We start from the raw sequence: 26778 nt of genomic DNA, 5'->3' as shown, positions 1-26778 counted from the left end.
TCCATCAGATCTGGGCGAGCTTTTGCAGCATCTGGTCCGAGGTCTGCACGGCCTTGGAGTTCAGTTCGTAGGCGCGCTGGGTCTGGATCATGGACACCAGCTCCTCAACCACATTGACGTTCGAAGTTTCGACAAAGCCCTGCTGCAAGGCGCCCAGGCCATTGGCATTGGGCGCGCCAGCATTCGGTGTGCCCGATGAGGCGGTCTCCGAGAACAGGTTCTGTCCCTTGGGGTCCAGGCCGGCCGGATTGACGAAATTGGCCAGCTGCACCTGACCCAAGGTCTGCGGCGCGGGCGAACCCGGCACGGTGATGCTGACGGTGCCGTCGTTGCCGATGGTCAGGCTTTGGGCATTGGCCGGCACGGTGATGCCGGGCAGCACCGTGTAGCCGTTGTTGGTGACGATCTGGCCGGCCGAGTCCAGCTGGAAGGAGCCGTCGCGGGTGTAGGCGGTGGTGCCGTCGGGCATCTGCACCTGGAAGAAGCCATTGCCCTTGATGGCCAGGTCCAGATTGTTCGTGGTCTGCTGCAGATTGCCTTGGCTGTAGATGCGCGAGGTGGCGACCGGGCGCACGCCCAGGCCGACTTGCAAGCCGGTGGGCAGCTGGGTCTGTTCGGTGGTGTTGGCGCCGCTTTGCCGCAGGTTCTGGTAGATCAGATCCTCGAACACGGCATGCGAGCGTTTGAAGCCGTTGGTGGCGACATTGGCGAGGTTGTTGGAGATGGTGTCCAGCTGAGTCTGCTGGGCCTCCATGCCGGTCTTGGCAATCCAGAGTGAGCGGATCATGGTGGGTGTCCTTCAGGCGAATCGGGAGGTCAGGAGGTGCCGAGCAGCTTGGCCGACTGCTGGCCCTGGGTCTGGGCAATCTGCATCAGCTTCATCTGCTGCTCGAACTGGCGGCCGGCCGCGATCATGCTGACCATGGTCTCGACCGCGCTGACGTTGGAGCCTTCCAGGGCGCCGTCTTGTAAGCGGGCCGTGGGGTCGGCGGGCAGGTCGCCATCGGGGGCGCGGAACAAGCCGTCGGCGCCCCGTGTCATGCGCGCCTCGGGCGTGACCAGCTTGAGCTTGCCGATGGTGGTGCTGGTGCCATTGGCGGCCTTGGCGCTGACGGTGCCGTCGTTGCCGATCGACAGCTCGGTGTTCGGCGGTGCATTGATGGGGCCGCCATCGCCTTGAACCTGCAAGCCATTGCGCATGACCAGCAGGCCCTCGGCGTTGACATCGAGCGCGCCGGCGCGGGTGTAGGCCTCGGTGCCGTCCAGTCCTTGCACGGCCAGCCAGGCGTTGCCCTTCATGGCCACGTCGAGATTTCGGCTGGTGGCTTGCATCACGCCGGGGTCGGAGTTGTAGCCGGTGGTGGTCTCGAGTGCGTAGGCGCGGGTGCTGGCGCCGTCGCCGCGAATCGGCACCGAGCGAAAGGCCTGCAGCTCGGCGCGAAAGCCGTTGGTCGAGACATTGGCCAGGTTGTTGGCCAGTACATCCTGGCGCTGCATGGCCGCCTTGGCGCCTGCCATCGAGAGGTAGATCATGCGGTCCATGGCGGGTCCTTGGCTTCAGTCAGGCGAGAGTGGATTCAGGTTCAGACAGGTCAACGCAGGTTGACGATGGTCTGCAGCACCTGATCCTGGGTCTTGATGGTCTGGGCGCTTGCCTGGTAGGCGCGCTGGGCGGTGACCATATTGACCAGCTCGGCGGTCAGGTCGACGTTGGACTCCTCCAGGGCGCCCGATTGCAGCTTGCCCAGATTGCCATCGCCTGGCACACCCACCACCGCCTCGCCCGAGGCGAAGGTGCGCGCCCAGACGTTGCCGCCCATGGGCTGCAGGCCTTGCGGGCTGCGGAAGGTGGCCAGCTCAACCTGGCCGGCCGGTTTGGACTGTCCGTTGGAGTAGCGCGCCATGACGATGCCGCTGTTCTCGATCAGGATGCCCGAGAGCTGGCCCGGGGCATAGCCATCTTGAGTCAGGTTGGTGACCGCGAAGCTGGAGCCGTTCTCGGTGGCGCCGAGCATGTCGAATTGGATCCCTGGAATGTCCAGGGTGGTCGCGCCGGCCGCGTTCTTGCCGGCCGGTACATCCATATTGATCTTGGCGGTCGGGTCGATGGGCTTGCCGCCGGTCTTGGGGAAGGTGACGGTGGCATAGGGCGTCAATGGGTTGCCATTGGCATCGGTGCCGATGGCGCCGCCGAGTGCGTCGGTGGCGAAGGGCACACCGTTGGCGGTGGCGAAGATGTTCCAGGTGGTGCTGCCGTCGGCCGCCGGCTCGTTCTTCTGGAAGTACATGGTGATGGCCACGTCCTGGCCCTTGGCGTCGTAGGCGGTCAGCGAGGTGGCGTTGTTGTAGGTGGCCGGGTTCTTCATGTCGATGCCGGGCGCAGCGGCATTGGCCGTGATCTTGGAGCGCGAGTCGAGGTTGAACTCGGTCGTGATTTCCGAGGTGGTCTTGGGTGCGATGCCCGAGGTCGGCAGTTTCAGTGGCTGGGCCAGGCCCGGCTGGATCACACCGCTGCCATCGGCCGGATAACCCATCAGCTTGAGCTGGTCGTTGTTGACAACGTAGCCGTTTCGGTCGAGCTTGAACTGGCCATTGCGGCTGTACATGATCGGGTTGACGCCATCACTGACCTGGAAGAAACCACCGCCGTTGATGGCCAGGTCCATGGGGCTTTCTGTGGTCGTGATATTGCCTTGGGTGAACTGCTGTGCCACGGCCGCCAGGCTGGTACCGATACCGACCGGGCTGCCGCCTGCGCCATTCAATGCACCGGCATAGACATCTTTGAACTCGGCCCGAGAAGCCTTGGAACCGTAGGTGCCGGCATTGGCGATGTTGTTGCCGATGACGTCGAGGTTCTTGCTCGCGCCGTTCAAACCGGAGAGGCCTTGTTGGAAGCTCATGGTGTTTCCTTCGGATGGATCTGTTGTGATGGACTGCTGGAGTGGCTGCTGTGCGCGCGGCGTCAGTCGAAGGTCTTGACGCTGGCGTAGTCCACCAGGCCGGCGTTCTGCAGCTGCAGCTTGAGCGAGGTGCCCGTCGTGTTGACGGCCAGCACCTTGTCCTGGGCATAGAGGGTGCTGCTGACGGCCGCCGTGCCCTTGGTGGCGGTGATGCGGAACTTCAGCCCGGCGTCGTCTGCGTATTTGTCGGAAGGCCACTTGAAGTCATGGCGCCCGGTGCCTTGGGCGCCCAGTTGGACGGTGTCGATGACGCCGCCGGCTGGGCTCAGTACCTCCAGCTTGACGGCATCGGCCGGACTGCTGATGTCGTAGCTGCCCTCGGCGACTCCGTTGCTCATTTGCAGGCGATTGCCTTCCACGCTGACCTCGCGGCCGACCAAGGAGACACTCTGCAGAGCCTGCATCTGGGTGAACTGGTTGGCCAGGGACTTGATGCTGGTGTCCAGGGTGCTGACGCCGCTCACTGTCTGAATCTGTGCCATCTGGCTGGTCACCTGGGCGTTGTCCATGGGGTTCATGGGGTCCTGGTTCTGCATCTGGGCCACCAGCAGCTTGAGAAAGCGGTCCTGCGTGTCCACCGCCTTTTTGCTGGCCGATTCCTGGGCGGAGTTGGTGGTGGTGCCGGTTGACTTGACGGCGCTGATGACATCCATGGCGGGCCTCTTTCAGGTGGAGCTCAGGACTGGCCGAGCTGCAGGGTTTTGAGCAACAGGTTCTTGGCGGTGCTCATCACCTCGATGTTGTTTTGGTAGGAACGCGAGGCCGAGATCATGTTGACCATCTCCTCGACCGTGTTGACATTGCTGTAGGTCACATAGCCTTCGGCATCGGCCTTGGGGTGCTTGGGGTCGTGCACGCGCCGGCCGGGGGTCTGGTCTTCGCTGATCGTGCTGACGCGCACGCCGGCCGCCGCTTGGTCGCCGCTGGCCCCCATGAGCGCGGTCTGAAACACCACCTGCCTGGCCTTGTAGGCCTTGCCATCGGGGCCGGCCACGGTGTCAGCATTGGCCAGATTGCTGGCCACCACATTGAGGCGCTGGCTCTGCGCGCTGACGGCGCTGCCGGCAACGTTGAAGATCTGAAACATGGACATGGGGTGCTCCTGGCCGGGTGACTGCGTGGGCGCTCAGTGCATCAGGACGCGTTGTGCGATTTCATCGCGTCGAGCGTGGTGCGCACCGAGCCGCTGATGAAGCGCAAGGTGGCCTCGTACTTGACCGTGTTGTCGGCGAAGCTGGCACGCTCACGGTCCATGTCGACGGTGTTGCTGTCCAGATTGGTCTGGGCCGGCACCGCGTAGAGTTTGCTGGCTTCGCTGCGCCCGCCGCCCGCCAGCCCCATATGGCCGCCATGGGTGCTCAGCAGATTGCCGCTGCCCGTGCTGCTTGAAGCCGTGGCCTCGCGCAGGGCGCGGGCAAAGTCCAGGTCGCGGGCCTGGAAGCCCGGGGTGTCCGCATTGGCGATATTGCTGGCAAGCATGCGCTGGCGTTCCGAGCGCAAGGCCAGGGCCTGGGTCTGGAAGTTCAGGTTGTCGGTGAGTCGATTCAGCATGATGCGTGCCCCGGTGATGTTCGGGCTGGAGCGCCACGCCTGGACAGCTGCAGAGCTGCCAGGTTCCGGCCGGATGGACGGGATTGGGCGATGTGAAAGGATTGTGTTGGGTGCTTTCCAAAACATTAGCGGGAATAGCATGGGCTTTGCTGCGCATTTCGGACCAAGGGCGACGGGGGGGCAGGCCTAAAGTCCACGCATGATTTCCCGAGCCCACATTCCTGCAACTGAGTCGCTCCGCCGTCCGGCGCTGGCGGTTCTGCTGGTGCTCGCTGGCCTGCCCCTGGTGGCTCGCTCGCAGGCACCGGCTGCAGCTCTGTCCGGCTTGAGTGCCGAGCTGCGCTTGCAAGTGCAGGACATGGCCCAGAGCGGAGCGCGTGCCGGCATGCCGGCACAGGCCCGGGTGGATGTGCAGGTCGGGCAACTCGATCCTCGTCTGAAGCTGGCGCCTTGCAGCCAGGTGCAGCCCTATTTGCCGGCTGGCCTGCAAATGTGGGGTCGCACCCGCGTCGGTCTGCGCTGCGTCGACGGCCGTGCGCGCTGGAATGTCACGGTGCCGGTGCAGGTGCGGGTGTTTGCCCGCGCCGTGGTGGCCGCTGAACCCCTGGCTTCGGGGGTCAATCTGACTCAAGCGCAGTTGGCAACGGCCGAAATAGACATAGCTGCAGTGCCTGGCGCGGTGTTCACAGATGCCGCCGGTCTGCTGGGGCGTACGCTCAGCCACCCGGTGGCGGCTGGCGAGGCGCTGAGCAGCAGCAGCTTGAAGATGCGGCAATGGTTCGCTGCGGGTGAGACGGTGCAGGTCCGGGTGTCCGGCCCGGGTTATGCCGTCGCCGGCGAAGGGCAGGCCATGGCCGCAGGTCTGGAAGGACAGAACGTCAAGGTCCGTTTTGACAATGGGCGGGTCGTGACGGGTCGGGTCGTCGGTGAGCGGCGGGTGGAGGTGCTGTTGTGAACAGCCTTTCGCTTCAGCCGGCCGGTGTTGCGGCGCAGCTCTGTGGCAGTGACAAACTGCCGCGGGGTGGGGTCGATCTTGTCGAAAGTACTAAAGTCTTCATGTTGAGCGTCGATACACCGGAAAACCTGGACAGGTTTGGGCATGACCCAGGCCTATGGAGAGCACCATGAAAATCGGTAATAGCCCAGAAATCGCAGCGTCGGCCGTTGGTGCCGACAAGGCGGGCGCAACCCAGGCCGGGCGTTCGCAGGCTCAGGGCGCGGCCGCAGCGGTGGCCGGCAAAAAGGCGCCCGAAGCCAGCGCTACGTTGGAGCTGTCGACCAATGCCACCAAGCTGCTAGCCGGCGTTCCTGAAGATGGCAGCTTTGACACGGAAAAGGTCGGCCGCATCTCCCAGGCGATTTCAGACGGCAAATTCACGGTCAATGCCAATGTCATTGCCGACAAGCTGATTGCCAATGCCCAGGAAATGCTCAGTCGCATGTCGCCGCACTGAGGCGCTTTGACGGCAGGGTCAGCAAGCGCGAGTCGGCCTGCTGCCAGGAGTTTCGATTGATACCCAACGCGTTCTCAACGCCTTATGGCGGGGACAGCCATGCACGCTTTGCCTCCAACTGAATCCAGCCCGGCCGCGGTCGGCCAGCAACTCGAACAACCTTTGTTGGAGGTGGAAAGCTGTCTGAATCTGCTCGGCGACGCCTTGTTGCGCCGGGACACCCAGGCGATCGAACAGTACGCCGGTCGCCTACACCAAGCCTTGGCGCAGGCCATTGCCAGCTTCAGCGAAGCCGCACGCGCCGGCGTCGTGCCACCGCATCTGCGCCACCGCTTGGTCCAGGCCGGCGGGCGAGTGGCAGCGCAGCGTGAGTCTTTGGCCCGTGCCACGGCCGCACTCGACCGCGCTATCGATGTGCTGATGCCCGGCGAGCCCACGGGCTTGTACTCGGCGCTCGGCAAGAGTGAGCGCAAGAGCTTGGGCGGCCCCTCGATTCAGGCCTGAGCCCAAGCCGGCCCGGGTCGCTATGGGCCCCAGAGCCGACCTCGCTGCCAGCCACGCTCACTGCGTGGCTTTTTTTCGCACCTTGTCCAGGTAGGCGTGGCCGTCCGGCGGCAGGCCGCTGCGCTGCGATTCCCAGATCATCTCGCCCAGGCAGTCCATGGCCACATGGTGGGCCTCATGGAGCGAATTGCGCTTGGCCGCCAGCAGATCGACCGCCTGGCGCACGCCGTGCGGCTGGTCGATGGACTGCTGCTCGCTGATCGTCAGGTGCATGGACAGGTGCAGAAAGGGGTTGGTTCGACCCTCCTCCACGCTGTACACCGCGGCCAGCGCCGCTTCCTCGTCGTCGAGTTCGGCGTGGTACTCCGGATGCTGGGCGATCCAGTCGGCGGCGATTGCCTCCATGGGAATCAAGGGCAGGCCGTCGCGCAGCTTGCGGTAGGTGGCGCAGAAAAAACGGCGCACCTCGAGTTGGGAGGGGGCAAACATAGGCGCCGATTGTCGCTGCAGTCGCTCAATCCTTGCTCGGCTTGAGGTCGGGCTCTTGCTTGTCTGCGCGGCTCCAACTCCCGCCGGCGCGGGCTTGCTGTTGCTGCCGGGCCTGTTCGCGCTCCTGGGCCATCAGCGCTTCGAGCTGCAGCCTTGCTTGGCGAGCGGCGGCAATCAGGGCGCCGGTGTCGTGTTGCAGCGGCAGCATTTGCTCAAGCTGCTCGATATTGTGCTGGCGGAAGCGCCAGGCCAGCTTGCGTGCGGCATGGGGCTCCAGCCCCAAAACCTCCATGACACTGCGACCGCTGTTGAGCGCGGCGTCAAAGGTTTCCCGCTCGATCAGCTCCACGCCGAGGTTGCGCAGGCCGAAGTAATGGCGCACATGGCGTGCCCGAGCCACCACCCGGGCTTGCGGAAAATGTTCGCGTGCCAGCTCGGCAATCGCCAGGCTTTGCTCCATATCGTCGACGGCGATCACCAGCACTTTCGCCTGTGCTGCCCCGGCGCTGCGCAGCAGGTCCAGGCGCGTTGCATCGCCGAAAAACACCCGCCAGCCGAACTTGCGCATGGTCTCGATCGCCTCGGCGTCATGGTCCAGCACCGTAGCTTCATAGCCGTGGGCGAACAGCAGGCGACCGACAATCTGGCCATAGCGCCCAAAACCGGCGATCAGGATGGGTGCAGGCTCCGGCGCCTCCTGCTCTCCAGGCACCGCCTCCTTGCGGCGCTGCAAGCGCGGCAGCAACAGGCGATCACTGAGCAGCAGCAGGGCCGGCGTGCAGGCCAGGGACAGGGCCACGGCCGCCACCAGGGCCGAGCTTTGGGTGGCATCGATCAAGCCGGCCTGCTGCGACAGTTGAAAGACCACGAATCCGAATTCACCACCCTGGGCCAACAGGATGACGAACACCGGGCGCTCCAGCACCGGGATCTGCATCCAGCGCGCCATGAAGCTCAAGAGCAGACCCTTGCAGAGCAGGAGTGCGGCCAGCAGACCCAGGACCAGGGCGGTCTGCTCGCGCAGCACGCGCAGTTCCAAGCCCATGCCCACGGCGATGAAGAACAGGCCCAGCAGCAAGCCCTTGAAAGGCTCCAGATCGGTTTCCAGCTCGCGCCGGTATTCGCTCTCGGCCAGCAGCACGCCGGCCAGAAAAGCGCCCAAGGCCATGGACAGACCGACGCTGTGCATCAGGGCTGCCGTTCCGATCACGAGCAGCAGGGCCGCCGCGGTGAAGATCTCAGGTGTGCGGCTGCGTGCAATCCAGCGCAGCGCCGGTCGCAAGGCCAGGCGACCGCCCAGCACGATCAGCAGCACCATGCCCAGGGCCTTGGCTGCTGCCCAGCCACTGCCGCCGCTGCTGGGGTCCGCGGCGGTGGCAGCCACGCCTGCGGCCGCGACGATGGGTACCAAGGCCAGCACGGGAATCGCCGCGATGTCCTGAAGCAGGGCGACGCTGAGGATGCTCTGCCCGGCCGTGGTGCGGCCCAGATTGCGCTCGGCCAGCACCGCCAGGGCCACGGCCGTGGACGACATGGCCAGACCCAAGCTCAGTACCAGGCCAAGTCCAGCAGGCACGCCGAACAGCAAGGCCAGGCCCAGGAGCAGAGCGGCGGAGCCGAAGAGCTGCAAGGAACCCCAGCCGAAGATCGGCCGGCGCAAGGCCCAGAGGCGTTTGGGTTCCAGCTCCAGGCCCACCAGGAACATCATCAGCACCACGCCGAACTCGGCCACTTCCAGAATCTGCCCCGGCTCGCTGACCCAGCCCATCACGCTGGGTCCGATCAGCACGCCGGCGATCAGATAGCCCAGGATGGAGCCCAGGCGCAGAAAACGTGCCAGTGGCACGGCGACCACCGCTGCGCCCAGGCAGACCAGGGGCAAATGCAGCCAGCTGCTACCGGCGGCGCTCATGGCTGCGCCTCCTGCGGCTGGCGTTGCAGGCTTGAGAACGGGGCCGGGCGGGCGTCCAGCGGAACTTCCGGGATGGACTGCGCGCTGCGGGCCCCGGCGTCGCACCATTGTGGGTAGTGCATCAGCTTGTCGATGAAGATCTGGGCATGCTGCTGCAGTTCCGGTTCGCCGGCTTGGTGGGCGCCGTGCAGCAGCAGGGGCGGTAGGAAATTCATGCCGCAGATGCGCGCGGTCTGGGCGTAGGGCAGCAAGAAATCACCGATCGGATGTTCATGGTGGCCGCCGGCGCTGTAGGCTTCGGCGCTGCCGCCGGTGGAGCTGACCAACCAGACATCCTTGCCGTGCAGGGCGCGACCGCCGGGCCCGTAGGCCCAACCAAAGCTCAGCACCTCGTCCACCCAGAGCTTTTGCAGGGCCGGCATGCCGTACCAATGGAGCGGGTGCAAGAGCACCACCAACTTGGCGGCGCTCAAGGCGCGCTGCTCTTCGGCCACCTCGATGGCGTAGTCGGGGTAGCGGCGATACAAATCATGCAGGGTCCAGCGCGCAGGCTGGGCGCTCAGTGCGTCCAGCAGGGCGGCGCTGACACGCGACCGGGCCCGATCGGGGTGGGCAGCGAGGATGAGGATGTCAGAAATCTCGGGCATGCGCCGAGGTTAACCCGAGCAGGGCACCGTTAGGATGTCGGACTGTGTTGTCGCTTGCAGCGGCTTTTGTTGACGCCCCTGAGGAGTGTGCCCATGCCCGTGATCCTGATCGCCAATCCCAAGGGAGGGGTCGGCAAGAGCACCTTGTCGACCAATGTGGCCGGCTACCTCGCGTCGCGCGGCCACAAAGTCATGTTGGGCGACGTCGACAAACAGCAATCGGCCCGCCGCTGGCTGGCCCAGCGCCCGGCGCAGCTGCCCTTGATCCAGGGCTGGGATTTCGACGGTGAGCAAGTCGTCAAGCCGCCCAAGGGAGTCAGCCACGTCGTGCTGGACTCGCCCGCCGGCCTGGACGGCAAGCGCCTCAAGACCCTGCTCAAGCTGGCTGACAAACTCATCATCCCGCTGCAGCCCAGCATGTTTGACATCCAGGCCAGCTTTGACTTTGTCCAGAAACTGGCGGAGCTGCGCAGCCGTGATGACCCTCCCAAGCGTCTACCCCAGTTGGCCCTGGTCGGCATGCGCGCCAAGGAGGGCACGCTGTCCCTGCAGCAGCTGCGCGGCTTTCTCGCCGGGCTGGACACGCCCGTGCTGGCCATCTTGCGTGACACTCAGAACTATGTGCAGCTGGCGGCGCAAGGCCTGAGCCTTTGGGATGTCGCCGAAGGTCGGGTCGAGCGCGACCTGGCGCAATGGGCGCCGCTAACGGCCTGGCTGGACGCCAAGTCACCCTGATGCGCAGCACCCCAGTCCGTGCGCCTTCAGAACAGCTGTGCGGGCGTATCACCCATCGGGGTGTGTACCCCAGTCGCCTGCGGCGCTCTATCATTCAGCCCGCATGAGACACACCATAGGCTGCGCTGAAGGATGGGCATGAAGGTTTTGCTGATCGACGATCACCCGCTGATATTGGCGGCTTTGAAGACCGTCATCGAGGGCATGGGCGATCATGTGCAGGTGGTCGGCGCCGAAAGCGCGGCGGCCGCGCGCCAGGCTTTGTTGGCTCACAGCGACTTCAATCTCGTGCTGCTGGATCTGCAGTTGGGCGACGCCAGCGGTTTCGATGTGCTGGACGAGTTCCGCACCGCTTATCCGGCCCTGCCAGTCGTGATCATCTCCGCCTCTGACCGTGCCAGCGATGTGATCCGTGCGATTGACCAGGGAGCCATGGGCTTTGTGCCCAAGCGTGCCGAGACCGAGCTGCTGTCTCAGGCGCTCAAACTGGTCATGTCAGGAGGCATCTATGTGCCGCCTATGGGTCTGGGCTCAGATGGCAGCTCGGAGCAGGACAGCGCTGCACGCGCCGATGGTCTGAGCCCGCAGCAAAGCAAGCTGCAGCAGATTCAGCAACAGGCGCTCGCTTCAAACTACCAGGTGACGACTGGTTTGGAGGGCTTGGCCCTGACACCGCGCCAGACCGATGTGCTTGCCCTGCTTTTGCAAGGCAAGCCGAACAAGATCATCGCGCGCGAGCTCGGGGTTTCGGTGGAGACCATCAAGGATCATGTGGCAGCCGTGCTCAAGGCCCTGGGCGTCGGTTCACGTACGCAGGCGGTGTTGGCCGTCGGGCAAATGGTGCAGCGTCAGCCCGATGCGCATTTCTCGACCTGGCGGGTGGCCCCGCTCTGAGCCTCAGGCCCGGTTGGGCCGGGTGGTTTCAGACTGGCGTATAGGCCAAGCGCACATAAATTGGCGCAAAGGCCTCGGCCTGGGTGATTTCCAAGAGGCGCTCGCGCGCCAGTTCCAACATGGCGATGAAGGTCACCACCAGCACCGACTGGCCGCGTGACACATCAAACAGCTGCTCGAACTCCACGAAGCGCTGCCCTTGCAGCCGGCGCAGCACAATGCTCATATGCTCTCGCACCGACAGCTGCTCGCGCGTGATCTTGTGGTGCTGATTGAGCTTGGCGCGGCGCAGGATGTCCAGCCAGGCGTCGCGCAAGTCATTGGCGTCGACGTCCGGGAAACGTGGCTGCAGCGATTGCTCGATGTGAATCTGGGCCCGTAGAAAATCCCGACCCAAGACCGGCAGGGCGTCCAGCCGGGCTGCAGCCAGCTTGATCTGCTCATACTCCAGCAGACGCCGCACCAGCTCGGCGCGCGGGTCCTCAGGCTCTTTGCCGTCCTCGCTTTTCTTGGGCGGCAGCAACATGCGCGACTTGATTTCGATCAGCATGGCCGCCATCAGCAGGTACTCGCTGGCCAGCTCTAGGTTGTGCTTGCGCAGCTGGTCGACGTAGCTGAGGTACTGGCGCGTCACATCGGCCAGCGGGATGTCCAGGATGTTGAAGTTCTGGCGCCGGATCAGGTAGAGCAGCAAGTCCAGCGGACCCTGGAAGGCCTCCAGGAACACCTCCAGCGCATCGGGCGGGATGTACAGGTCCAGCGGCATCTGGAACAGCGGCTCGCCGTAGAGCCGCGCCACGGCCACACTGTCGATGGTCTCCGGCAAGCCGGGCAGAGGGTCGGCCGGTGGCGGCGGCAGGTCGGCCGCGGGCGGGTGCTCGCTGCTCATGGTCTCGGTCGGTGCGAGAACCGGAATCGCGGCTTACTTGGCCTGGGTCTGGTAGACGTAGGGCTGCTGCTCGACACGTGCGGCCCGGTAGTCTGCCTGGGCGGCTCGGTCCACTGGCTTGTCCCAGAGCAGGGCACGGCCGGCACGCTGTTCCGCTTCCAGCGTCGGCTTCTTGGCCTTGAGCTCGTCGATGAAGGTGCTGGCTTCGGACTTGTAGGCTTTCCAGAACAGAGGCATGGTGTGGGCAGGTGCTGAGGGGCGGCGGACCGCAATGCTTGAATTTTACAGGCTTGCTGCCTTGGCCGAGACCAGCCATTGCGTGAAATCGCCATGAATCCCTTGCGGGCCCAGGGCCTCGGCCAAGCCGCCGCGCTGGATCAAGCTGGCCGGCTGCTCGTTCAGCCCGCATAGCAGCAAGGTCTGGCCCTGTTTCTGCAGGCTGCGCTGCAACTGCAAGAGCGCATCGAGACCCGAGCTGTCCATCGAGATCAGCATGTGCATGTCCAGCACCAAGGTGTGCTCACCCGCTTGCAAGGCCTGGTTCAGTCCCTCGACCTTGCCGACCGCGGCGAAGAACAAAGACCCGAACAGCTTGAGCGCCCGTGTGCCGGGTGGCAGCCCTTCCCGCGGCAGCACTTGCACCGTGAAGAGGGTGCTCATGCGGTAGATGAAGAACAGACAGGCCAGCACCAGGCCCGCCTCTACGGCGATCATCAAGTCGAAGATCACGGTCAAGCCGAAGGTGCCCAGCAGGATGGTGCGGTAGGGCCGACTGAAGTGGCGCAGGCGCGCAAATTCGTGCCACTCGCCCATATTCCAGGCCACCACCAGCAGTATTCCTGCCAAGGCCGCCAGCGGGATATGGGCGGCCAAGGGCGCGGCTGCCAGCACGATGATCAGCAGCACCAGCGCATGTACCATGCCCGCCACCGGACTGCTGGCGCCGGCGCGCACATTGGTGACTGTGCGGGCGATGGTGCCGGTGGCTGGGATGCCACCGAAAAGCGGTGTTAGCAGATTGGCAATGCCTTGCGCCATCAGTTCCTGATTGGGGTCATGGCGCGGTTGTTCGCTGAGCTTGTCGGCCACGCGTGCGCAGAGCAGCGACTCGATGGCGCCGAGCAGGGTCAGGGTCAGCGTGGGCATGAGCAGCTGCTTGACCCCGGTCCAGCTGAAGCTCGGCCAGGCAAAACTGGGCAGGGCTTGGGGAATGCCGCCAAAGCGGCTGCCAATGGTTTCGAGCGGCAGGTCCAGCCCGTAGCAGGCCAGGGTGGCGGCGATCAGGGCAATCACGGTTCCGGGCAACAAGGCCATCGAATGCCGCAGGCGAGCACGCCAGGCCTGGGCTCCGCGCTCCATGGCGTAGGTTTTGGGCCAGAGGCTGACGATGGCCACGCAGGCGCTGCCGACCAGGAGCGCCATCGGATTGATCTGCCCCAGATGCTGTGCGATCAAGTGAATCTGGCTGAAGAAATCGGCCGGCATGTGGGCAATCGGCAGGCCGAGGAAGTCCTTCAGCTGGGACAGGCCGATCAGCACCGCGATGCCATTGGTGAAGCCGATGACGATGCTGACCGGGATGTAGCGCACCCAGGCGCCCAGACGCAGGGCGCCCATGACGGTCAGCAAGCAGCCGGCCAGCATGCTTGCTATCAGGAGATTCGCCAGACCGTAACGCTGCACAATGCCGTAAATGACGACGATGAATGCACCCGCCGGACCGCCGATCTGCACGCTGGAGCCACCCAGGGCCGAGATCAGGAAGCCGGCGATGATGGCGGTGAAGATGCCCTGTTCCGGTTTCACGCCCGAGGCGATGGCGAAGGCAATCGCCAGCGGCAGGGCGACGATGCCGACCGTGAAGCCGGCGCCCAAGTCGGCAATGAAGCGCTGACGGCTGTAGCCCTGCAGCAGGCTCAGCGAGCGGGGTCGGAAAGGGTGGAGCGGCAACATGGCGTTGCACTGATTCTGCGCCTGCTGGCTGCAACTGAGGCGCTGATCAGCCGGCGTAGTTGCGCACGATGTTGTCGATCAGCTGCGCGCTGCTGGACTGACTCAGCCGGCGGTCGAGATGGGCGATGATCTGGCGCGCCCCGGGGAAGTCTTGACGCAGGCCCACATGGAAGGGCACGGACGCGGCCATATATGGGGCCGGGATCGACATCACCTGAGCGTGGATGGCCAGTTTTTTGAGTCGCCACTGCGTGACCAGGGGGCTCAGGGAGACATGGACATCACCACGCGCCGCCATCACCATGCGGAAGATGGCGTCATGGCCGGTGGTCCACTCGACATGGGGGAAATCAGCCAGGGTCTGCTCGGCCCATTGATTGCCTTTTTGGTCCACCAGTTGAAAGGCCTTGAGTTCCTCACGCGAGCGCAGCTTTTCGAGCTGTGCACGCTGTGGATGGCGCGCGCTGAAGAACAGATGCGGCCGCAGTTCGACAAGGGGCACGTCGTTGAAGTGCGCGTAGACCTTGCGCTCATCCGAGGCGAAGGTGCACAGGCCATCGGCCTGGCCGAGCTTGACCACGGCCTGGGCGCGCCGCCAGGGCAGGCCCAGGTTTTCGATCTCGATGCTGTCCAGGTCCTTCAGCAGCGCCTGCAGCACATCGGGCAGGATGCCCTGGACGCGCCCGGGCTGGGTCAGCGGGTCAATGAAGGAGTAGGGCGCGTAGTCGTCGTTGTAGCTCATCAGCAAGCGCTGGCGGATGCCGGCGGCCTGCAACGTTAGCGGGCCCATCAGCAGGCCAGCGCCGAGCATGCCGGCGCCCATCAGGCCCAGGGCCCGGCGACGCGGCGTGCAGGCTTGAACCCGGGCGCACTGCGGCATGGGCCTGTTCGCTTCAGCGTACCCGCATGCCTGGCTGCGCGCCGGGGAATGGCTCAAGCACAAAGATGCCGGGCGTGGTCTTTTCATCGGCGTGGCTGGCAGCCAGCACCATGCCCTCGCTGATACCGAACTTCATCTTGCGCGGCGCCAGATTGGCCACCATCACCGTCAGCTTGCCTTCGAGCTGTTCGGGTTGGTAGGCGCTCTTGATGCCGCTGAAGACATTGCGCAGGCGGCCTTCGCCCACATCCAGGGTCAGGCGCAGCAGCTTGTCCGAACCCTCGACATGCTCGGCTTTGACGATCTTGGCGATGCGCAGATCGACCTTGCTGAAGTCTTCGATCTTGATCTCGGGCGCCAGCTCCTCGCCGCCGGGCACGGGCTTGGGCGCGGCGGCTGCGGCCGGTGCTTCGAATAGCGCCTCCAGCAGCTTGGGATCGACCCGTTGCATCAAGTGCTCGTAGGCGCCGATCTGGTGGGCGCCCAGGGCGCGTGCGCTGTCGGCGAATTGCAGCGGCGCGATGCGAAGGAAGGTCTCAACCTTGGCGGCCAGCACTGGCAGCACCGGTTTCAGGTAGATGGTCAGCAGGCGGAAGGCCTCGATGCAGACGCTGCAGACATCGTGCAGCACGGCGTCCTTGCCCTCTTGCTTGGCCAGTTCCCAGGGTTTGTTTTGGTCCACATATTCGTTGACCCGGTCGGCCAGCAGCATGGTCTCGCGCAAGGCCTTGCCGAACTCGCGTTCTTCGTACAGCTCGGCAATGGTGCCGCTGTGGGCGCGCAGGCCGTCCAGCAGGGCACGGCCTTCCACGCCCAGATCGGCCGACAGGTGACCGTCGAAGCGCTTGGACAGGAAGCCGGCGGCGCGCGAAGCGATGTTGATGTATTTGCCGACCAGATCGCTGTTGACGCGGGCGACGAAGTCATCGGGGTTGAAGTCGATGTCCTCGACCCGGGCGTTGAGCTTGGCGGCGATGTAGTAACGCAGCCACTCGGCATTCATGCCCAGGTTCAGGTACTTGAGCGGGTCCAGGCCGGTGCCGCGACTCTTGCTCATCTTCTCGCCGTTGTTGACGGTCAGGAAGCCGTGCACGAAGACATGGTTGGGCGTCTTGCGGCCGCTGAAATGCAGCATGGCCGGCCAGAACAAGGTGTGGAAATAGGTGATGTCCTTGCCGATGAAGTGAATCTGCTCCACCGACTCGTCGGCCATGAAGGCCTCGTAATCTTGGCCGGTCTTGCTGAAGTAGTTCTTCAGCGAGGCCAGATAGCCAATCGGTGCATCCAGCCAGACGTAGAAATACTTGCCCGGCGCATCGGGAATCTCGATGCCGAAATAGGGCGCGTCGCGGCTGATGTCCCAGTCTCCGAGCCCACCCTTGCCGTCTTCATCCTTGGTGAACCATTCCTTGATCTTGTTCAGCACCTCGGACTGCAGGCGGCCCGGCGTTTGCGTCCACTGCTCGAGGAACTCGACGCAGCGCGGATCGCTGAGCTTGAAGAAGTAATGCTCCGAGCTCTTCATCACCGGCGTGGCACCGCTGAGCACCGAGAAGGGATTCTTCAGCTCGGTCGGTGTGTAGACGGCACCGCAGGATTCGCAGCTGTCGCCGTACTGGTCTTTGGCGCCACATTTCGGGCATTCGCCCTTGATGAAGCGGTCCGGCAGGAACATGGCCTTTTCCGGGTCGAAGAACTGCTCGATGGTTTTCACCTCGATCAGCTCGTTGCGACGCAAGGCCTTGTAGACCTCCTTGGACAGCTCGTGGTTCTCGACTCCGTCGGTCGAGTGCCAGTTGTCGAAGGCGATGTGGAAGCCGTCCAGATAGGCCTTGCGGCCGGCCGCAATCTGGGCCACGAACTGTTGCGGCGTGATGCCGGCCTTCTCGGCGGCAATCATGATGGGCGCTCCGTGGGCATCGTCGGCGCAGACGAAATGCACCTGCTGACCCAGCATGCGCTGGAAGCGCACCCAGATATCGGCCTGGGTCCACTCCATGATGTGGCCAATATGGCAGTTGCCATTGGCATAGGGCAGGGCGGTGGTGACGAAGAGCTTGCGTGTCATGGTGTCTTTGCGGGCCTGGCGGAGGTGCCTGGGAGGCGCGCATTTTAGGGCCATGCGTGCACAGGCCTCGCCGCAGCCGCCGCAGCGGGCCGGGCTCAGCTGCTCGTGGCAGGCGCCGCAGGATCGGAGCTGACGCCGCCTTCGTCGGGGGCAACTTCGCCGCTGCCGTCTTCGGTGGGCGCGTCCTGGTCGGGGCTGCCGTCCGGCTTTTGCAGCTTGCGCTGGCGTTTCTCTTCAGTTTTCTTCTTCTTGGCCAATTCGCGTTGGCGTTTTTCGTATGAGTAGTTCGGTGTGGCCAAGGACATGCTCCTGCAAGGCATCTGCGGGGCGCAGATAGGGGTGTCACTGTAACCGCTGGACGCTGTGGCCGGCGCGCCGGCTTGGTTCTGGTCCGTCTCCAGTTAGCGCAAAAAGCTCGGTTGAACATGAAGCATCTGCCCTAAGTGCCTGATTCTTATGGTCTAAAAAGACTATCCACTTTCGCTGTGGATAACTTTGTGGACAAGGCCCTCTGGAGCGCGCCAAACCCTTGTGGCGAGGCCATCTGGCTTAATCTGCCTCTTTTCGCGGCACCCTTGCTGTTTCTATATGAATCAATGACTTAGCGATCGTCCGCGCGAGCTGCCCGGCGCGGCCCCAGAGTTGCTTGATCCAATTCCTGTGGATCAAGAAGTGGGGATAAGTCAAGCCCTGAACACGCTTCGTCGCGAAATTCAGTGACATTGCGGTGACAGACATGCCTTGTTTTTGCACAGCTGCTGTGGACAACTTTGTGGGCTGAATCTCGATAGCCTTGCTAAGTACTTGATAGGGCTGGCGCTTTGCTGGTTTGCCTGGTTTTTGTGCAGGCATGCGTCGGTATCGGGGGCGATGCCTAGGTCCTCGCGCGCGTCGCGTGGCTAAAATCGCGCACTTTGCACGGTATCGGCATCAGGGCAACAGATGACTCAGGCACAACAGGGAAGGACGGCGGCCAAAGCCGCCGAGGGTTTTGAGTTGAAGAGCACGACGCTGAGTCTGCTGTCGCTGCAGCTCAAGACCGCAGACCTGTCCGAACTCGGGCGCCAGCTGGAGCTTCGCTTGGGCGACACGCCCGATGTGTTCGGTCACGAGCCCTTGCTGATCGATCTGAGTCAGCTGCCGCTGGAGGCGGCAGAGGCGAGCGATGCGCGAGAGCAGCCGACCCAGCTCAGCCTGGAGCCCGTGCTGCCGGTGCGGGCCGACCTTGATGTGGCAGCTTTGCTTACCTTGCTACGGCGCCACCGCATGGCGCCGGTGGCGGTGTACGGCGCCCAGCCGGCTGAATTGGCGCAGGCCCTGTCTTTGGGTTTGGGCGAAGCGCCCGAACCCGAAGTGCCAGCAGCGCCTCGCGCACGCTCGGTGGAGCCGGCGCCCGTGGTGCAGGAAGTGATACGGGAAGTGGTGCACGAGGTCATTCGTGAAGTCGCCGTGCCGGGCGAAGCGGTCCGCACCCTGGTGGTGGACAAGCCGCTGCGCTCGGGCCAGCGCATCTATGCCAAGGGCGGCGATTTGGTCGTGCTGGCCCTGGTCAACCACGGTGCCGAGGTGATCGCTGATGGCCATATTCATGTCTATGCGCCGCTGCGCGGCAAGGCCATTGCCGGCGCGCGCGGCAACACCGAGGCGCGAATTTTTGCGGCGAGCATGGAAGCCGAGCTGATTTCGATCGCCGGCATCTACCGCACCACCGAGAACCCCTTGCCCGATACGGTGCAGGGCAAGCCGGCCCAGATCCGGTTAGAGGGCGAGAAGCTGGTGATGGAAGCGCTGAAGCTCTGAGCGCCTGATTTGAAAGAATGGCCGGAATCTCCGGTCGGAACGAAAAAAGCAGGTCGGCGCTGGCGCCGGCCGCCTCAGTTGTAGTTTTGAAAGGAACTGATTCGATGACCAAGATCGTCGTGGTGACCTCGGGCAAGGGTGGCGTCGGCAAGACCACCACCAGCGCCAGTTTCGCAACCGGCCTGGCTTTGCGTGGACACAAGACCTGCGTGATCGACTTCGACGTCGGTCTGCGCAATCTCGACCTGATCATGGGCTGCGAGCGCCGTGTGGTCTATGACCTGATCAACGTCATCAATGACGAGATCAAGCTCAGCCAAGCGCTCATCAAGGACAAGCAGCTGGACAAGCTCTTCATCTTGGCCGCCTCACAGACCCGCGACAAAGATGCGCTGACCTATGAAGGCGTGGAGCGCGTGCTCGAAGAGCTCAAGTCCATGGACTTCGAGTACATCGTCTGCGACTCGCCGGCCGGCATCGAAACCGGTGCACTGATGGCCATGCACTTCGCTGACGAGGCTCTGGTGGTGACCAACCCCGAGGTTTCCTCGGTGCGTGACTCGGACCGTATCCTGGGCATGCTCAACAGCAAGACCAAGCGCGCCATCGAAGGCAAGGACCCCATCCAGGAGCACCTGCTGATCACCCGCTACAACCCCAACCGGGTCGAGGGCGGCCATATGCTGTCGCTGGAAGACATCCACGAGATCCTGCGCACGCCGCTGATCGGCGTGATCCCGGAATCGGAAGTGGTGCTGCAAGCTTCCAACCAAGGCTCACCTGCCATCCATATGCAAGGCACCGATGTTTCGGAGGCTTACAAGGATGTGATCAGCCGCTTCCTGGGCGAAGAAAAGCCGATGCGCTTCATCGAAGCCGTCAAGCCCAGCCTGTTCAAACGCCTGTTTGGCGGCAAGTAAGCGGGAGGACCGGATGAGTTTCCTCAAATACTTTCTGGGCGAAAAGAAGAGCACGGCCAGCGTCGCCAAGGAGCGCCTGCAGCTGATCCTGGCCCATGAGCGCAACGGCCGCAAGCCCAGCGCCGACTACCTGCCTCAGCTCAAGAACGAGCTGCTGGCGGTGATTTCCAAGTACATCGACATCGACATGAAGGACATCAACGTCGATGTTCAGCATCATGGTGATATGGACGTGCTGGAGTTGAAGATCGAGCTGCCTGAAGGGCGCTGAGATTGCGAGTTATGAATCAAAAGGCCGCTGAAGCGGCCTTTTTTGTGGGCGCATCGAAGGGCCTTGCATGGCGCCTAAGGGCACGGAGCGGTCGGTCGCGAGGAAGTTGCCGCACGCAGAGCTCGCTGAGGACCGCAGAGGACGCTGAGAACACAATCCTCGCTCTTCTTCTTCTCTCTCTCTGCGAACCTCCGCGCACTCTGCGTTCGTATTCAAATCTCAGCGAATGACGGCTCTGTGCGGCATGCTGCCTCTTGGCCGTTAGCGCTGGCGCGCCTGTTCGCGCTTCATGAACAGATAGAGGCTTTCCACCTTGGCGCGTGCCCACGGTGTCTTGCGCAGGAACTTGAGGCTGGAGGCGACGCTGGGGTCTTGCTGGAAGCAGCGGATGGCGATTTGTTCGCCCAGTTCACGCCAGCCGAAGTAGTGCGCCAGCTCGGTCACCATGGCTTCTAGGGTGATGCCGTGTAATGGGTCTTTGGGTTTCTTGGCGAGCGGGGCTGGCGGCGCGGCGCTGTCGTGGTGTTCGCTCATTGGTGGTCGAACTGCGAGGCGTTCTTGCCCTTGAACTGGGCGTAAAAGGCCTTGATCTTGACCATATCGGCCTCGATGTCGCCGCTCGGCACAAAGGTCGGCCCAAGCCCGCTGAGCTTGCGCTCGTAGTCCATATAGGCCATCACGATGGGCATTTTCGCGGTGTGGGCGATCCAGTAGAAGCCGGTCTTCCAATAGCGGGTCTTGCTGCGAGTGCCCTCGGGCGGCACGATCAACTGCACCGGACCATCCGCGGCCACCAAGGCGGCGGCTGAGGCGGCCACCAGATTGCTGGACTGCTCTCGGTTCACGCTGATGCCGCCCAGCCAGCGCATCACCGGGCCGAAGGGCCAGCGGAAGATCTGTTGCTTGCCCATCCAGTAGACATTCAGGCGCAGCGCGAATGCCACCATCAGCGTGTAGGGCAGGTCCCAGTTGCTGGTGTGGGGTGCGGCGATCAGCACGCATTTGGGATGTTCGGTCGGCAAGCTGCCTGAAACCGTCCAGCCGCGCCACCTCAGGAACGCAAGCGAGAAGCGGCGCAACAAGGTGTTGACGACGGGGGTGGTGAAGATGGTTCTATGCATGTCGGTGGGGCGCAGCGAACCCGGGATTATCCGGCCCGGTGGCCGGGCCGCTTGCGGCGCCGCTGCCAGTTTTTGCAGCAAACCAGCAAAGGTTTCGTGAAATCAATCACTTGCAGCGTGCATGCGCAGGCTGTGCACGGACTTGTCCACAGCGGCTGTGGAGCGAGTGTGCGCCGTGGATGCGGGGGCTTTTGCCACGAGATGGCAGGTCTTGTGCCGTTTGCTCCGAGCTTGTCCGCCGCCCAAAGCCGGGGACACTGAGCTCCCAGCCTTGGAGGTTTTCGAGTGCAAGAAGGGGTGGTTCTGAGCAATCTGGCGCGTGCCTGGTCGGGTCTGACCGGGCAGAGCTGTGCCTTTGCTCCCAGCTCCGATCCGCCGGCTCCCCGGGCCGACGATGCATGCTTCATGCTGCCCATCACCGACTGCGTCACCGGCTTCAGCAGCCACCCTCGTGCCATCGTGCTGTTGCTCCTGGGGGCCGCCGAGAGTCAGGCCTTGGCGGCCGCCATGTTCGGCCTGCCACCTGAGCAGCTCAGCGCCGCCGACTTGCAGGACGCCGGAGCCGAGTTGTGCAACATCCTCAGCGCCAGCCTGATGGAATGCCTGGACGATTCCAGCTTGGCCAATCTGGGCCTGCCCCAACCCCTGGAACTCAGCCGCTGGCCGGATCTCAGCCACCGCGGTGAACGCCGCGCCCTTTTCGAATTGAGCGACCAGCCCCGGCGTCTGGTCGTCATGCTGACCGACATCCATCTGGATGACAGCTTCTGCCGCGAGTAACAAGACCATGCAAACAGCCAACCTAGCCCCACTGCGTGTCCTGATCGTCGACGACAGCCGAGCCATCCAGGCCATCATCCAGCGCGTGCTGCAGACGCCCTCTCTAGGGCCGCTGCAGTTCGAGCTGGCCATGGACGGCGAGCAGGCCCTGCGCCTGGTCACCAGCTTCGAGCCCGATCTGGTGATCTCGGACTGGCATATGCCCAAGGTTGGCGGCTTGGAGATGCTGCAGACCCTGCGCCAGATTGGCCGCCATGAGATCAAGGTCGGTTTCGTCACCACTGAGACGGCCGAGCGTCATTTGTCCCAGGCGCGCAGCAACGGCGCCATCTTCGTCATCAACAAGCCCTTCAAGGATGAGGACCTGTTGCGCGAGGTGCAGGCGGCCTTGGCTTCCTGCCGTGAGGCCTTGAAAGGCCCGGTGCCGGCGCTCGAGTCGGCCGAAGCTCTGAATCGGCTGATCAAGTCGCAGATGCGCGAGATTCCATTCCGTTTGATTCCCGCGCCCGGCCAGGGTCTCGATGACTTGAAGCTGCCCCATGACCTGGCCATGTATGTGGCCGATGGTCAGAAGACCCCGCATGCCCTGGGCATCCTCGACGTCAATGCCTGCTGCATCCTGGGCGGCGGTGGCGCGCAGTTGCAGCCGCCGCCGGTGCGCGCCGCATTGCAATCGGGTGTGCCGACACCTGAGATGATGAAGCAGGCCGATCTTTTCCTGCGCTCGGCCGCTGGGATCCTGATGCGTGAACCAGGAACGGGGCCGGTCTCGCTGAAAGTGGTCAATCTGGTCGCCAAGCCCTTTGACAAACTGCGCAGCCTGATGGAGCGCGACGCCGGGCGCAGCGACTACCGTCTGTCGGTGCCGGGCTATGGCGAGGGTCGCATGGCCTTTGTACGCCTTTGAGTCGGCTTTTGACGCCGCAGTGGAGCTGAGTCGATGAAACGTGATCCGTCATGGAATTGACCGTCGAAGGCATTGCCGGCGTCAGCCTGTTCCTCGCCAATGTGGTGGTGATCATTGTCGTCATCGCCACCTACTGGCGCATGACACGCTACGAGGAAAGCAACCACATCCATATCGTCAATGCCCTGCGCGAGACCCGTGACGCCGGGCGCGAGATGAAGATCGCCGCCCATGAGTTGATGCGCGTGGCGGAAGGTCGTGGCGGCAGCGGCGGCGGTGCCTTCGGTGGCGGTCTGCCGCCCGATATGCAGGCGCTGAACGAGCTGCCCCAGCTGGTGCGCAGTCTGATCAACAACTACGGCATGGACAGCTCGGCCGAGCGCGAGCAACGCGAGGCCGAGCGCGAGCCCTGGCCCGCGCAGGCGCATGAGATGGATCAGGAAAAGATGGAGCGCCTCAAGCGCAGCCATCGCAATGAGGTTGATCGCTTGCTGGCCCAGCGCCAGCGCGTGCAGATGGAGCTGGGGCGTACCCGCGAGCGCCTCGAGGAGAGCCTGCGCAACCAGAGCCATGCCCGCATCAGATCTGGAGCCGCAAGCGGCGATGCCGGTGAGTTGGCGGCGGCCAAGCAGCGCCTCGACCAGCTGCGCGGCCAGGTGACCCAGGCCCAGGATCGCGCCACCAGCTTCGAGATCCGGGCAGAGCGCGCCGAGCGGACTGCGGCGCGCCTGCAGCGTGAACTGGAGGACCTGGCCTTGCGCGGGCCTGCCGATGCCTCGCCCGCAGCGGCAGCCGAGGCACCGCCCAGTGCCAGCGCCATCAAAGCCCTGGAACGTGAAGCTCAGGCGCAGCGCGAGCAACTGGCCACGGCCGAACGCACCATCCAGAAGCTGCGTCATGACCTGGAGGTGCTCTCGGCCGACCCTCCGGAGCACGACGAAGCGCCCGACGAAGCCGTGGTCGAGACCCGCGCCAAGCTGGAGAAGGAGATTGCGAAGCTCAATGGCCGCATTGAGGAGCTCGAGGACTCGCTCAAGCGCAATCTGGTCGAGAAGAGCTTCATCGAGCAGCATTACCTGGACGTCACGGCCAAAGAGCGCAACCCGGGCCAGGCCTTGGTGGACGCCATGACAGAGGCCACCGCTGGCGCCGAGGCAGGCGCCGATGCCGCGGCAACACCGCCCGAGTCGGACCCAGCCGCCGCGCCCGACAGCGCGCCGCGTGCCTGAGCGGGTTCAGCCCGTACGGCGTTTCAGTCTTTGCCCCGCACCGGGGCTAGAAGCAGGTCGCTGCGAGCTTCGGCCACGCAAGGCAAGATCCAGCCGGCGGCCTTCTCCTCGCGGCTGAGCCCCGGCCACTCGATGCGGTAGGCAATCTCGCCTTCCAGCAGCTGACGCACGCAGGCGCGGCAGGTGCCATTGCGGCAGCTGCTCAGCATGGAGGCGCCCGCCTGCAGTGCGGCCTGTAGCACGCTTTGTTCGGGCCGAGCGGTGAAGGTTTCGCTTGGACCCTCGGCTTGGATCAGGCGTATCTGAAAGCAGCTGCTCATGGAGCCATGATGCTGCAAATCAGGGCAGACGCTATGCTCTCGCCCCTGCCGACTTCACAAGAGCCCGTCACATGGAACGCGCCCGCGCCTTTTTCGACCAGCTGAATCTGGACTACAACCGGGTCCATAAGACCAAGGAAGACTTGTTCTGGGCCACGTACATGGCCACCAGCGAGGACCAGGCTGGCTTCGAGCGGGCCGAAGGCACCTACAAAGCCTTCATTTCCGACCCGGCCCGCCTGGCCGCCACGCGTGAGCACATCGCTCGCCTGGAATCGGCAGTTGAGAGCCCAGAACGCGCAGCTTTGTTGCACGGCTTGGGCGGCTGGTTGGCCGTGTTCGAGGCCAATATCATCGACAATGAAGCCGGACGCACCCTGATGGCCGAGCTGATCGAGGCCGAGAGCCGCATCTTCGCCGCCAAGCGCGAGCTCCAGCCGCGCCATATCAACGAGGCGGGCGAGAGTGAGGTGGCTTCGCTGTCCATGCTGGCCACCAATCTGGCCACCAACCCGGAGGAGTCGCGCCGGCGCAGCTCGCTCGAAGCCTTCCATCACATCGAGCATTGGGTGCTGGCGAACGGTTTTCTCGACCTGGTGCGTCTGCGCAACCGCTTCGCCCGGGCCCTGGGTTTTGACAACTACTTCGAGCTCAAGCTGCACAAGAACGAGCGCATGACGCCGCAGCAGCTGAAGGACATCCTCGACGATTTCGTACGGCGCACTGATGTGGCCAATGCCCGAGCCTTGGCCGATTTGAGTGCCCGCCATGGCGAGCAGGCCCTGCAGCCCTGGAATCTGCGCTTCTACTCGGCCGGCGATGTGGTGCGCCGCATGGATGCCTATATGCCTTTCGGCCCCGCACTGCGCCGCTGGGTGCAGAGCTTCCGCCGCCTGGGCATCCAGTACCGGGGTGCCACCTTGCAGCTGGACTTGCTGGAGCGTGCCGGCAAGTACCAGAACGGCTTCTGCCACGGCCCCATTCCCAGCCATGTCGATGCACATGGCCGCTGGGTGCCGGGCCAGATCAACTTCACCGCCGAGGCCAAGCCCGACCAGGTCGGCAGCGGCCTGCGTGCCATCAACACCCTGTTCCACGAGGGCGGGCATGCGGCGCATTTCGCCAATGTGGTGCAGAACTCGCCTTGCTTTTCGCAGGAGTTCGCGCCGACCTCGATGGCCTACGCCGAGACGCAGTCCATGTTCTGCGACAGCCTGCTCGGCGATGCTGATTGGCTCAAGCGTTATGCCCATAACGCCGCGGGCGAGGCCATCCCTGACGAGCTGATCCGCGCCCGCATCGCCAGCAGCCAGCCCATGCGCGCCTTTGACGAGCGCTCGATCGCCGTCGTGCCCTATTTCGAGGCGGCGCTGTATGCCATGCCAGACGACGCACTGACAGCCGAGAATGTGTTGGCCCTGGCGCGCGCGACCGAGCTGCGTGTGCTGGGTGTGCACAGCCCGCGGCCCATGTTGGCGATTCCGCATCTGCTGAACCAGGAATCGGCCGCGTCCTACCAGGGCTATCTGCTGGCCCATATGGCCGTCTATCAGACCCGCGCTCACTTCTTGCGCGAGCATGGCTATTTGACCGACAACCCGGCCATCGGCCCGGCGCTGTCGGCGCATTACTGGGAGCCCGGCAACAGCATCGATCACGACGCCACCTTGCGCAGCCTGACGGGCGAGGGCTTCTCTGCCCGCTACCTGGCCGAGGCCTGCAACCAGTCGGTCGAGGACTGCTGGGCCGAGGCCCAGGCCAGCATGGCCGCCGCCGCGCAGCGCCAGTACCCGAGCGAGTTCCCATCGGCTCTGGCGGCCGAGATCCGCATCGTCCACGGCGAGCAGTTGCTGGCTGACAACCGCGAGGGGGATGAAGCCATGTGCAATCAGTTCGAGACCTGGATCGCCGCGAACTACAGCAGCCCCGGGGCACTCGCCCAGCCGAGCTGAACTTCGTGATGCCGACTTTGAAGTACCTGGCCGGCTACCCGGCCGAGCTGCTGCTGCAGGTGCAGCAGCTTATCGATGCCGGCCGCCTGGGCGAGACCCTGGCGCGCCGCTATCCGCTGGGCCACGAGGTGCGCAGCGACACGGCGCTGTTCGACTACACCATGGCGCTGAAGAATCGCTACCTGCGCAATGCGCCGCCCCTGTCCAAGGTCTGCTTCGATGCCAAGCTCAAGGTGCTGCAGCATGCCCTGGGCACCCACACCCGCGCCTCGCGCGTGCAGGGCGCCAAGCTGACCAGCAAGCGCGAGATTCGCGTTGCCAGCCTGTTCAAGGAAGCCCCGGCGGACTTCCTCAAGATGATCGTGGTGCACGAACTGGCCCACCTCAAGGAGCTGGACCACAACAAGGCCTTCTACCAGCTTTGCCAGCATATGGAGCCGGCCTACGGTCAGCTGGAGTTTGATCTGCGCCTGTACCTCACGCATCAAGACCTGCAGGCCGCGGAGGCTTGCCATGATTGAGCCGATGGAACTGCCTTG

32 protein-coding genes are annotated in these 26778 nt (G+C 64.1%); 13 read left to right on the top strand and 19 right to left on the bottom strand.

Translation table 11 applies throughout. The features are described 5' to 3' along the window. Positions 1-4: 4 nt before the first annotated feature. The 6 genes from flgG to flgB all read right to left on the bottom strand — a co-directional run bounded on the left by flgG (position 5) and on the right by flgB (position 4514). Positions 5-787 carry a flagellar basal-body rod protein FlgG gene (gene flgG, locus LNV23_RS12845; RefSeq protein ID WP_263520554.1) on the bottom strand — a complete coding sequence of 261 codons (783 nt, stop codon included), beginning with the start codon at positions 785-787 and terminating at the stop codon, positions 5-7. 29 nt (positions 788-816) lie between these two features. Further along, entirely contained in the window at positions 817-1542 is a 726-nt protein-coding gene (gene flgF / locus LNV23_RS12840) for a flagellar basal-body rod protein FlgF (protein WP_263520555.1), read from the bottom strand. 50 nt (positions 1543-1592) lie between these two features. Next, positions 1593-2903 (bottom strand): flagellar hook protein FlgE, encoded by a 1311-nt coding sequence (gene flgE, locus LNV23_RS12835; protein ID WP_263563325.1) that lies wholly within the window; start codon positions 2901-2903, stop codon positions 1593-1595. A 62-nt stretch (positions 2904-2965) separates the two neighbouring features. Continuing rightward, the gene (locus tag LNV23_RS12830; protein WP_263563324.1) at positions 2966-3616 is read right to left on the bottom strand and encodes a flagellar hook assembly protein FlgD; all 651 of its coding nucleotides are present in this window, start codon (positions 3614-3616) and stop codon (positions 2966-2968) included. A 23-nt stretch (positions 3617-3639) separates the two neighbouring features. Beyond that, positions 3640-4056, bottom strand: a complete 417-nt coding sequence (gene flgC / locus LNV23_RS12825; protein ID WP_263520559.1) for a flagellar basal body rod protein FlgC — start codon at positions 4054-4056, stop codon at positions 3640-3642. Positions 4057-4097: 41 nt separating this feature from the next. Further along, positions 4098-4514: a flagellar basal body rod protein FlgB gene (flgB, locus tag LNV23_RS12820; protein ID WP_263563323.1), complete on the bottom strand. Its 417-nt coding sequence runs from the start codon at positions 4512-4514 to the stop codon at positions 4098-4100. Positions 4515-4713: 199 nt separating this feature from the next. Here flgB and flgA point away from each other — a divergent pair, with 199 nt between their 5' ends. The 3 genes from flgA to LNV23_RS12805 all read left to right on the top strand — a co-directional run bounded on the left by flgA (position 4714) and on the right by LNV23_RS12805 (position 6472). Then, a complete protein-coding gene (gene flgA, locus LNV23_RS12815) occupies positions 4714-5469 on the top strand; it encodes a flagellar basal body P-ring formation chaperone FlgA (RefSeq protein ID WP_263563322.1) in 756 nt (251 codons plus the stop codon). Between the two features lie 157 nt (positions 5470-5626). Further along, positions 5627-5968 (top strand): flagellar biosynthesis anti-sigma factor FlgM, encoded by a 342-nt coding sequence (gene flgM / locus LNV23_RS12810; RefSeq protein WP_263563321.1) that lies wholly within the window; start codon positions 5627-5629, stop codon positions 5966-5968. Positions 5969-6067: 99 nt separating this feature from the next. Continuing rightward, on the top strand, positions 6068-6472 hold the full coding sequence (locus LNV23_RS12805) for a hypothetical protein (RefSeq protein WP_263563320.1): 405 nt from the start codon (positions 6068-6070) through the stop codon (positions 6470-6472). A 57-nt stretch (positions 6473-6529) separates the two neighbouring features. Here LNV23_RS12805 and LNV23_RS12800 read toward each other — a convergent pair whose 3' ends face one another. Genes LNV23_RS12800 through kefF form a run of 3 tightly spaced genes read right to left on the bottom strand, consistent with a single transcriptional unit; the run spans position 6530 to position 9520 of the window. Beyond that, entirely contained in the window at positions 6530-6961 is a 432-nt protein-coding gene (locus LNV23_RS12800) for a DUF1841 family protein (protein ID WP_263563319.1), read from the bottom strand. A 25-nt stretch (positions 6962-6986) separates the two neighbouring features. Then, positions 6987-8873, bottom strand: coding sequence for a glutathione-regulated potassium-efflux system protein KefC (gene kefC, locus LNV23_RS12795; RefSeq protein ID WP_263563318.1), 1887 nt, complete (start codon positions 8871-8873; stop codon positions 6987-6989). Then, positions 8870-9520, bottom strand: coding sequence for a glutathione-regulated potassium-efflux system oxidoreductase KefF (gene kefF, locus LNV23_RS12790; RefSeq protein WP_263563317.1), 651 nt, complete (start codon positions 9518-9520; stop codon positions 8870-8872). The genes kefC and kefF overlap by 4 nt, the downstream gene beginning before the upstream one ends. A 93-nt stretch (positions 9521-9613) precedes the next feature. Between kefF and LNV23_RS12785 the strand changes: the two genes are divergently transcribed. Together LNV23_RS12785 and LNV23_RS12780 are read left to right on the top strand one after the other, a co-directional pair. Then, the gene (locus LNV23_RS12785; RefSeq protein ID WP_263563316.1) at positions 9614-10255 is read left to right on the top strand and encodes an AAA family ATPase; all 642 of its coding nucleotides are present in this window, start codon (positions 9614-9616) and stop codon (positions 10253-10255) included. 138 nt (positions 10256-10393) lie between these two features. Beyond that, positions 10394-11149 (top strand): response regulator, encoded by a 756-nt coding sequence (locus tag LNV23_RS12780; protein WP_263563315.1) that lies wholly within the window; start codon positions 10394-10396, stop codon positions 11147-11149. A 28-nt stretch (positions 11150-11177) separates the two neighbouring features. Here LNV23_RS12780 and LNV23_RS12775 read toward each other — a convergent pair whose 3' ends face one another. The 7 genes from LNV23_RS12775 to LNV23_RS12745 all read right to left on the bottom strand — a co-directional run bounded on the left by LNV23_RS12775 (position 11178) and on the right by LNV23_RS12745 (position 17791). Continuing rightward, positions 11178-12038: a segregation and condensation protein A gene (locus tag LNV23_RS12775; RefSeq protein ID WP_263520569.1), complete on the bottom strand. Its 861-nt coding sequence runs from the start codon at positions 12036-12038 to the stop codon at positions 11178-11180. Positions 12039-12071: 33 nt separating this feature from the next. Next, a complete protein-coding gene (locus LNV23_RS12770; RefSeq protein ID WP_263520570.1) occupies positions 12072-12275 on the bottom strand; it encodes a DUF3460 family protein in 204 nt (67 codons plus the stop codon). Between the two features lie 45 nt (positions 12276-12320). Beyond that, positions 12321-13991, bottom strand: a complete 1671-nt coding sequence (locus tag LNV23_RS12765) for a SulP family inorganic anion transporter (RefSeq protein ID WP_263563314.1) — start codon at positions 13989-13991, stop codon at positions 12321-12323. A gap of 46 nt (positions 13992-14037) precedes the next feature. Continuing rightward, a complete protein-coding gene (locus tag LNV23_RS12760; RefSeq protein WP_263563313.1) occupies positions 14038-14871 on the bottom strand; it encodes a substrate-binding periplasmic protein in 834 nt (277 codons plus the stop codon). Between the two features lie 13 nt (positions 14872-14884). Continuing rightward, positions 14885-16939 (bottom strand): methionine--tRNA ligase, encoded by a 2055-nt coding sequence (gene metG / locus LNV23_RS12755; RefSeq protein ID WP_263563312.1) that lies wholly within the window; start codon positions 16937-16939, stop codon positions 14885-14887. A 95-nt stretch (positions 16940-17034) separates the two neighbouring features. After that, entirely contained in the window at positions 17035-17238 is a 204-nt protein-coding gene (locus LNV23_RS12750; protein WP_263563311.1) for a hypothetical protein, read from the bottom strand. Positions 17239-17488: 250 nt separating this feature from the next. Further along, positions 17489-17791: a hypothetical protein gene (locus LNV23_RS12745; RefSeq protein ID WP_263563310.1), complete on the bottom strand. Its 303-nt coding sequence runs from the start codon at positions 17789-17791 to the stop codon at positions 17489-17491. A gap of 90 nt (positions 17792-17881) precedes the next feature. On the opposite strand from LNV23_RS12745, the gene minC reads away from it, so the two are divergent. The 3 genes from minC to minE all read left to right on the top strand — a co-directional run bounded on the left by minC (position 17882) and on the right by minE (position 19930). Further along, positions 17882-18739, top strand: a complete 858-nt coding sequence (minC, locus tag LNV23_RS12740; RefSeq protein WP_263563309.1) for a septum site-determining protein MinC — start codon at positions 17882-17884, stop codon at positions 18737-18739. A gap of 104 nt (positions 18740-18843) precedes the next feature. Next, a complete protein-coding gene (gene minD / locus LNV23_RS12735) occupies positions 18844-19659 on the top strand; it encodes a septum site-determining protein MinD (RefSeq protein WP_263563308.1) in 816 nt (271 codons plus the stop codon). Between the two features lie 13 nt (positions 19660-19672). Beyond that, positions 19673-19930: a cell division topological specificity factor MinE gene (minE, locus tag LNV23_RS12730; RefSeq protein ID WP_102769837.1), complete on the top strand. Its 258-nt coding sequence runs from the start codon at positions 19673-19675 to the stop codon at positions 19928-19930. A gap of 261 nt (positions 19931-20191) precedes the next feature. Here the strand turns inward: minE and LNV23_RS12725 are convergent, their stop codons facing one another. Together LNV23_RS12725 and LNV23_RS12720 are read right to left on the bottom strand one after the other, a co-directional pair. Beyond that, positions 20192-20464: a VF530 family protein gene (locus tag LNV23_RS12725; protein ID WP_263563307.1), complete on the bottom strand. Its 273-nt coding sequence runs from the start codon at positions 20462-20464 to the stop codon at positions 20192-20194. Further along, the gene (locus LNV23_RS12720) at positions 20461-21051 is read right to left on the bottom strand and encodes a 1-acyl-sn-glycerol-3-phosphate acyltransferase (protein WP_263563306.1); all 591 of its coding nucleotides are present in this window, start codon (positions 21049-21051) and stop codon (positions 20461-20463) included. The genes LNV23_RS12725 and LNV23_RS12720 overlap by 4 nt, the downstream gene beginning before the upstream one ends. 405 nt (positions 21052-21456) lie before the next feature. Here LNV23_RS12720 and LNV23_RS12715 point away from each other — a divergent pair, with 405 nt between their 5' ends. The 3 genes from LNV23_RS12715 to LNV23_RS12705 are packed head-to-tail and all read left to right on the top strand — an operon-like array spanning position 21457 to position 23967. After that, positions 21457-21831: a hypothetical protein gene (locus LNV23_RS12715; RefSeq protein WP_263516709.1), complete on the top strand. Its 375-nt coding sequence runs from the start codon at positions 21457-21459 to the stop codon at positions 21829-21831. A gap of 7 nt (positions 21832-21838) precedes the next feature. Then, positions 21839-22738, top strand: coding sequence for a response regulator (locus tag LNV23_RS12710; protein WP_263563305.1), 900 nt, complete (start codon positions 21839-21841; stop codon positions 22736-22738). 50 nt (positions 22739-22788) lie between these two features. Continuing rightward, positions 22789-23967 carry a hypothetical protein gene (locus tag LNV23_RS12705; protein WP_263563304.1) on the top strand — a complete coding sequence of 393 codons (1179 nt, stop codon included), beginning with the start codon at positions 22789-22791 and terminating at the stop codon, positions 23965-23967. 23 nt (positions 23968-23990) lie between these two features. Here LNV23_RS12705 and LNV23_RS12700 read toward each other — a convergent pair whose 3' ends face one another. Continuing rightward, entirely contained in the window at positions 23991-24287 is a 297-nt protein-coding gene (locus LNV23_RS12700; RefSeq protein ID WP_263563303.1) for a 2Fe-2S iron-sulfur cluster-binding protein, read from the bottom strand. A gap of 71 nt (positions 24288-24358) precedes the next feature. Here LNV23_RS12700 and LNV23_RS12695 point away from each other — a divergent pair, with 71 nt between their 5' ends. Beyond that, positions 24359-26239, top strand: coding sequence for a M3 family metallopeptidase (locus tag LNV23_RS12695; protein ID WP_263563302.1), 1881 nt, complete (start codon positions 24359-24361; stop codon positions 26237-26239). A gap of 8 nt (positions 26240-26247) precedes the next feature. Then, positions 26248-26760, top strand: a complete 513-nt coding sequence (locus tag LNV23_RS12690; protein ID WP_263563301.1) for a M48 family metallopeptidase — start codon at positions 26248-26250, stop codon at positions 26758-26760. Positions 26761-26778 lie beyond the last annotated feature (18 nt).

The organism is Kinneretia sp. DJ1R-11, assembly GCF_025717595.1.
Taxonomy (GTDB): domain Bacteria; phylum Pseudomonadota; class Gammaproteobacteria; order Burkholderiales; family Burkholderiaceae_C; genus Paucibacter_A.
This window is presented reverse-complemented; position numbering and strand designations above follow the sequence as displayed.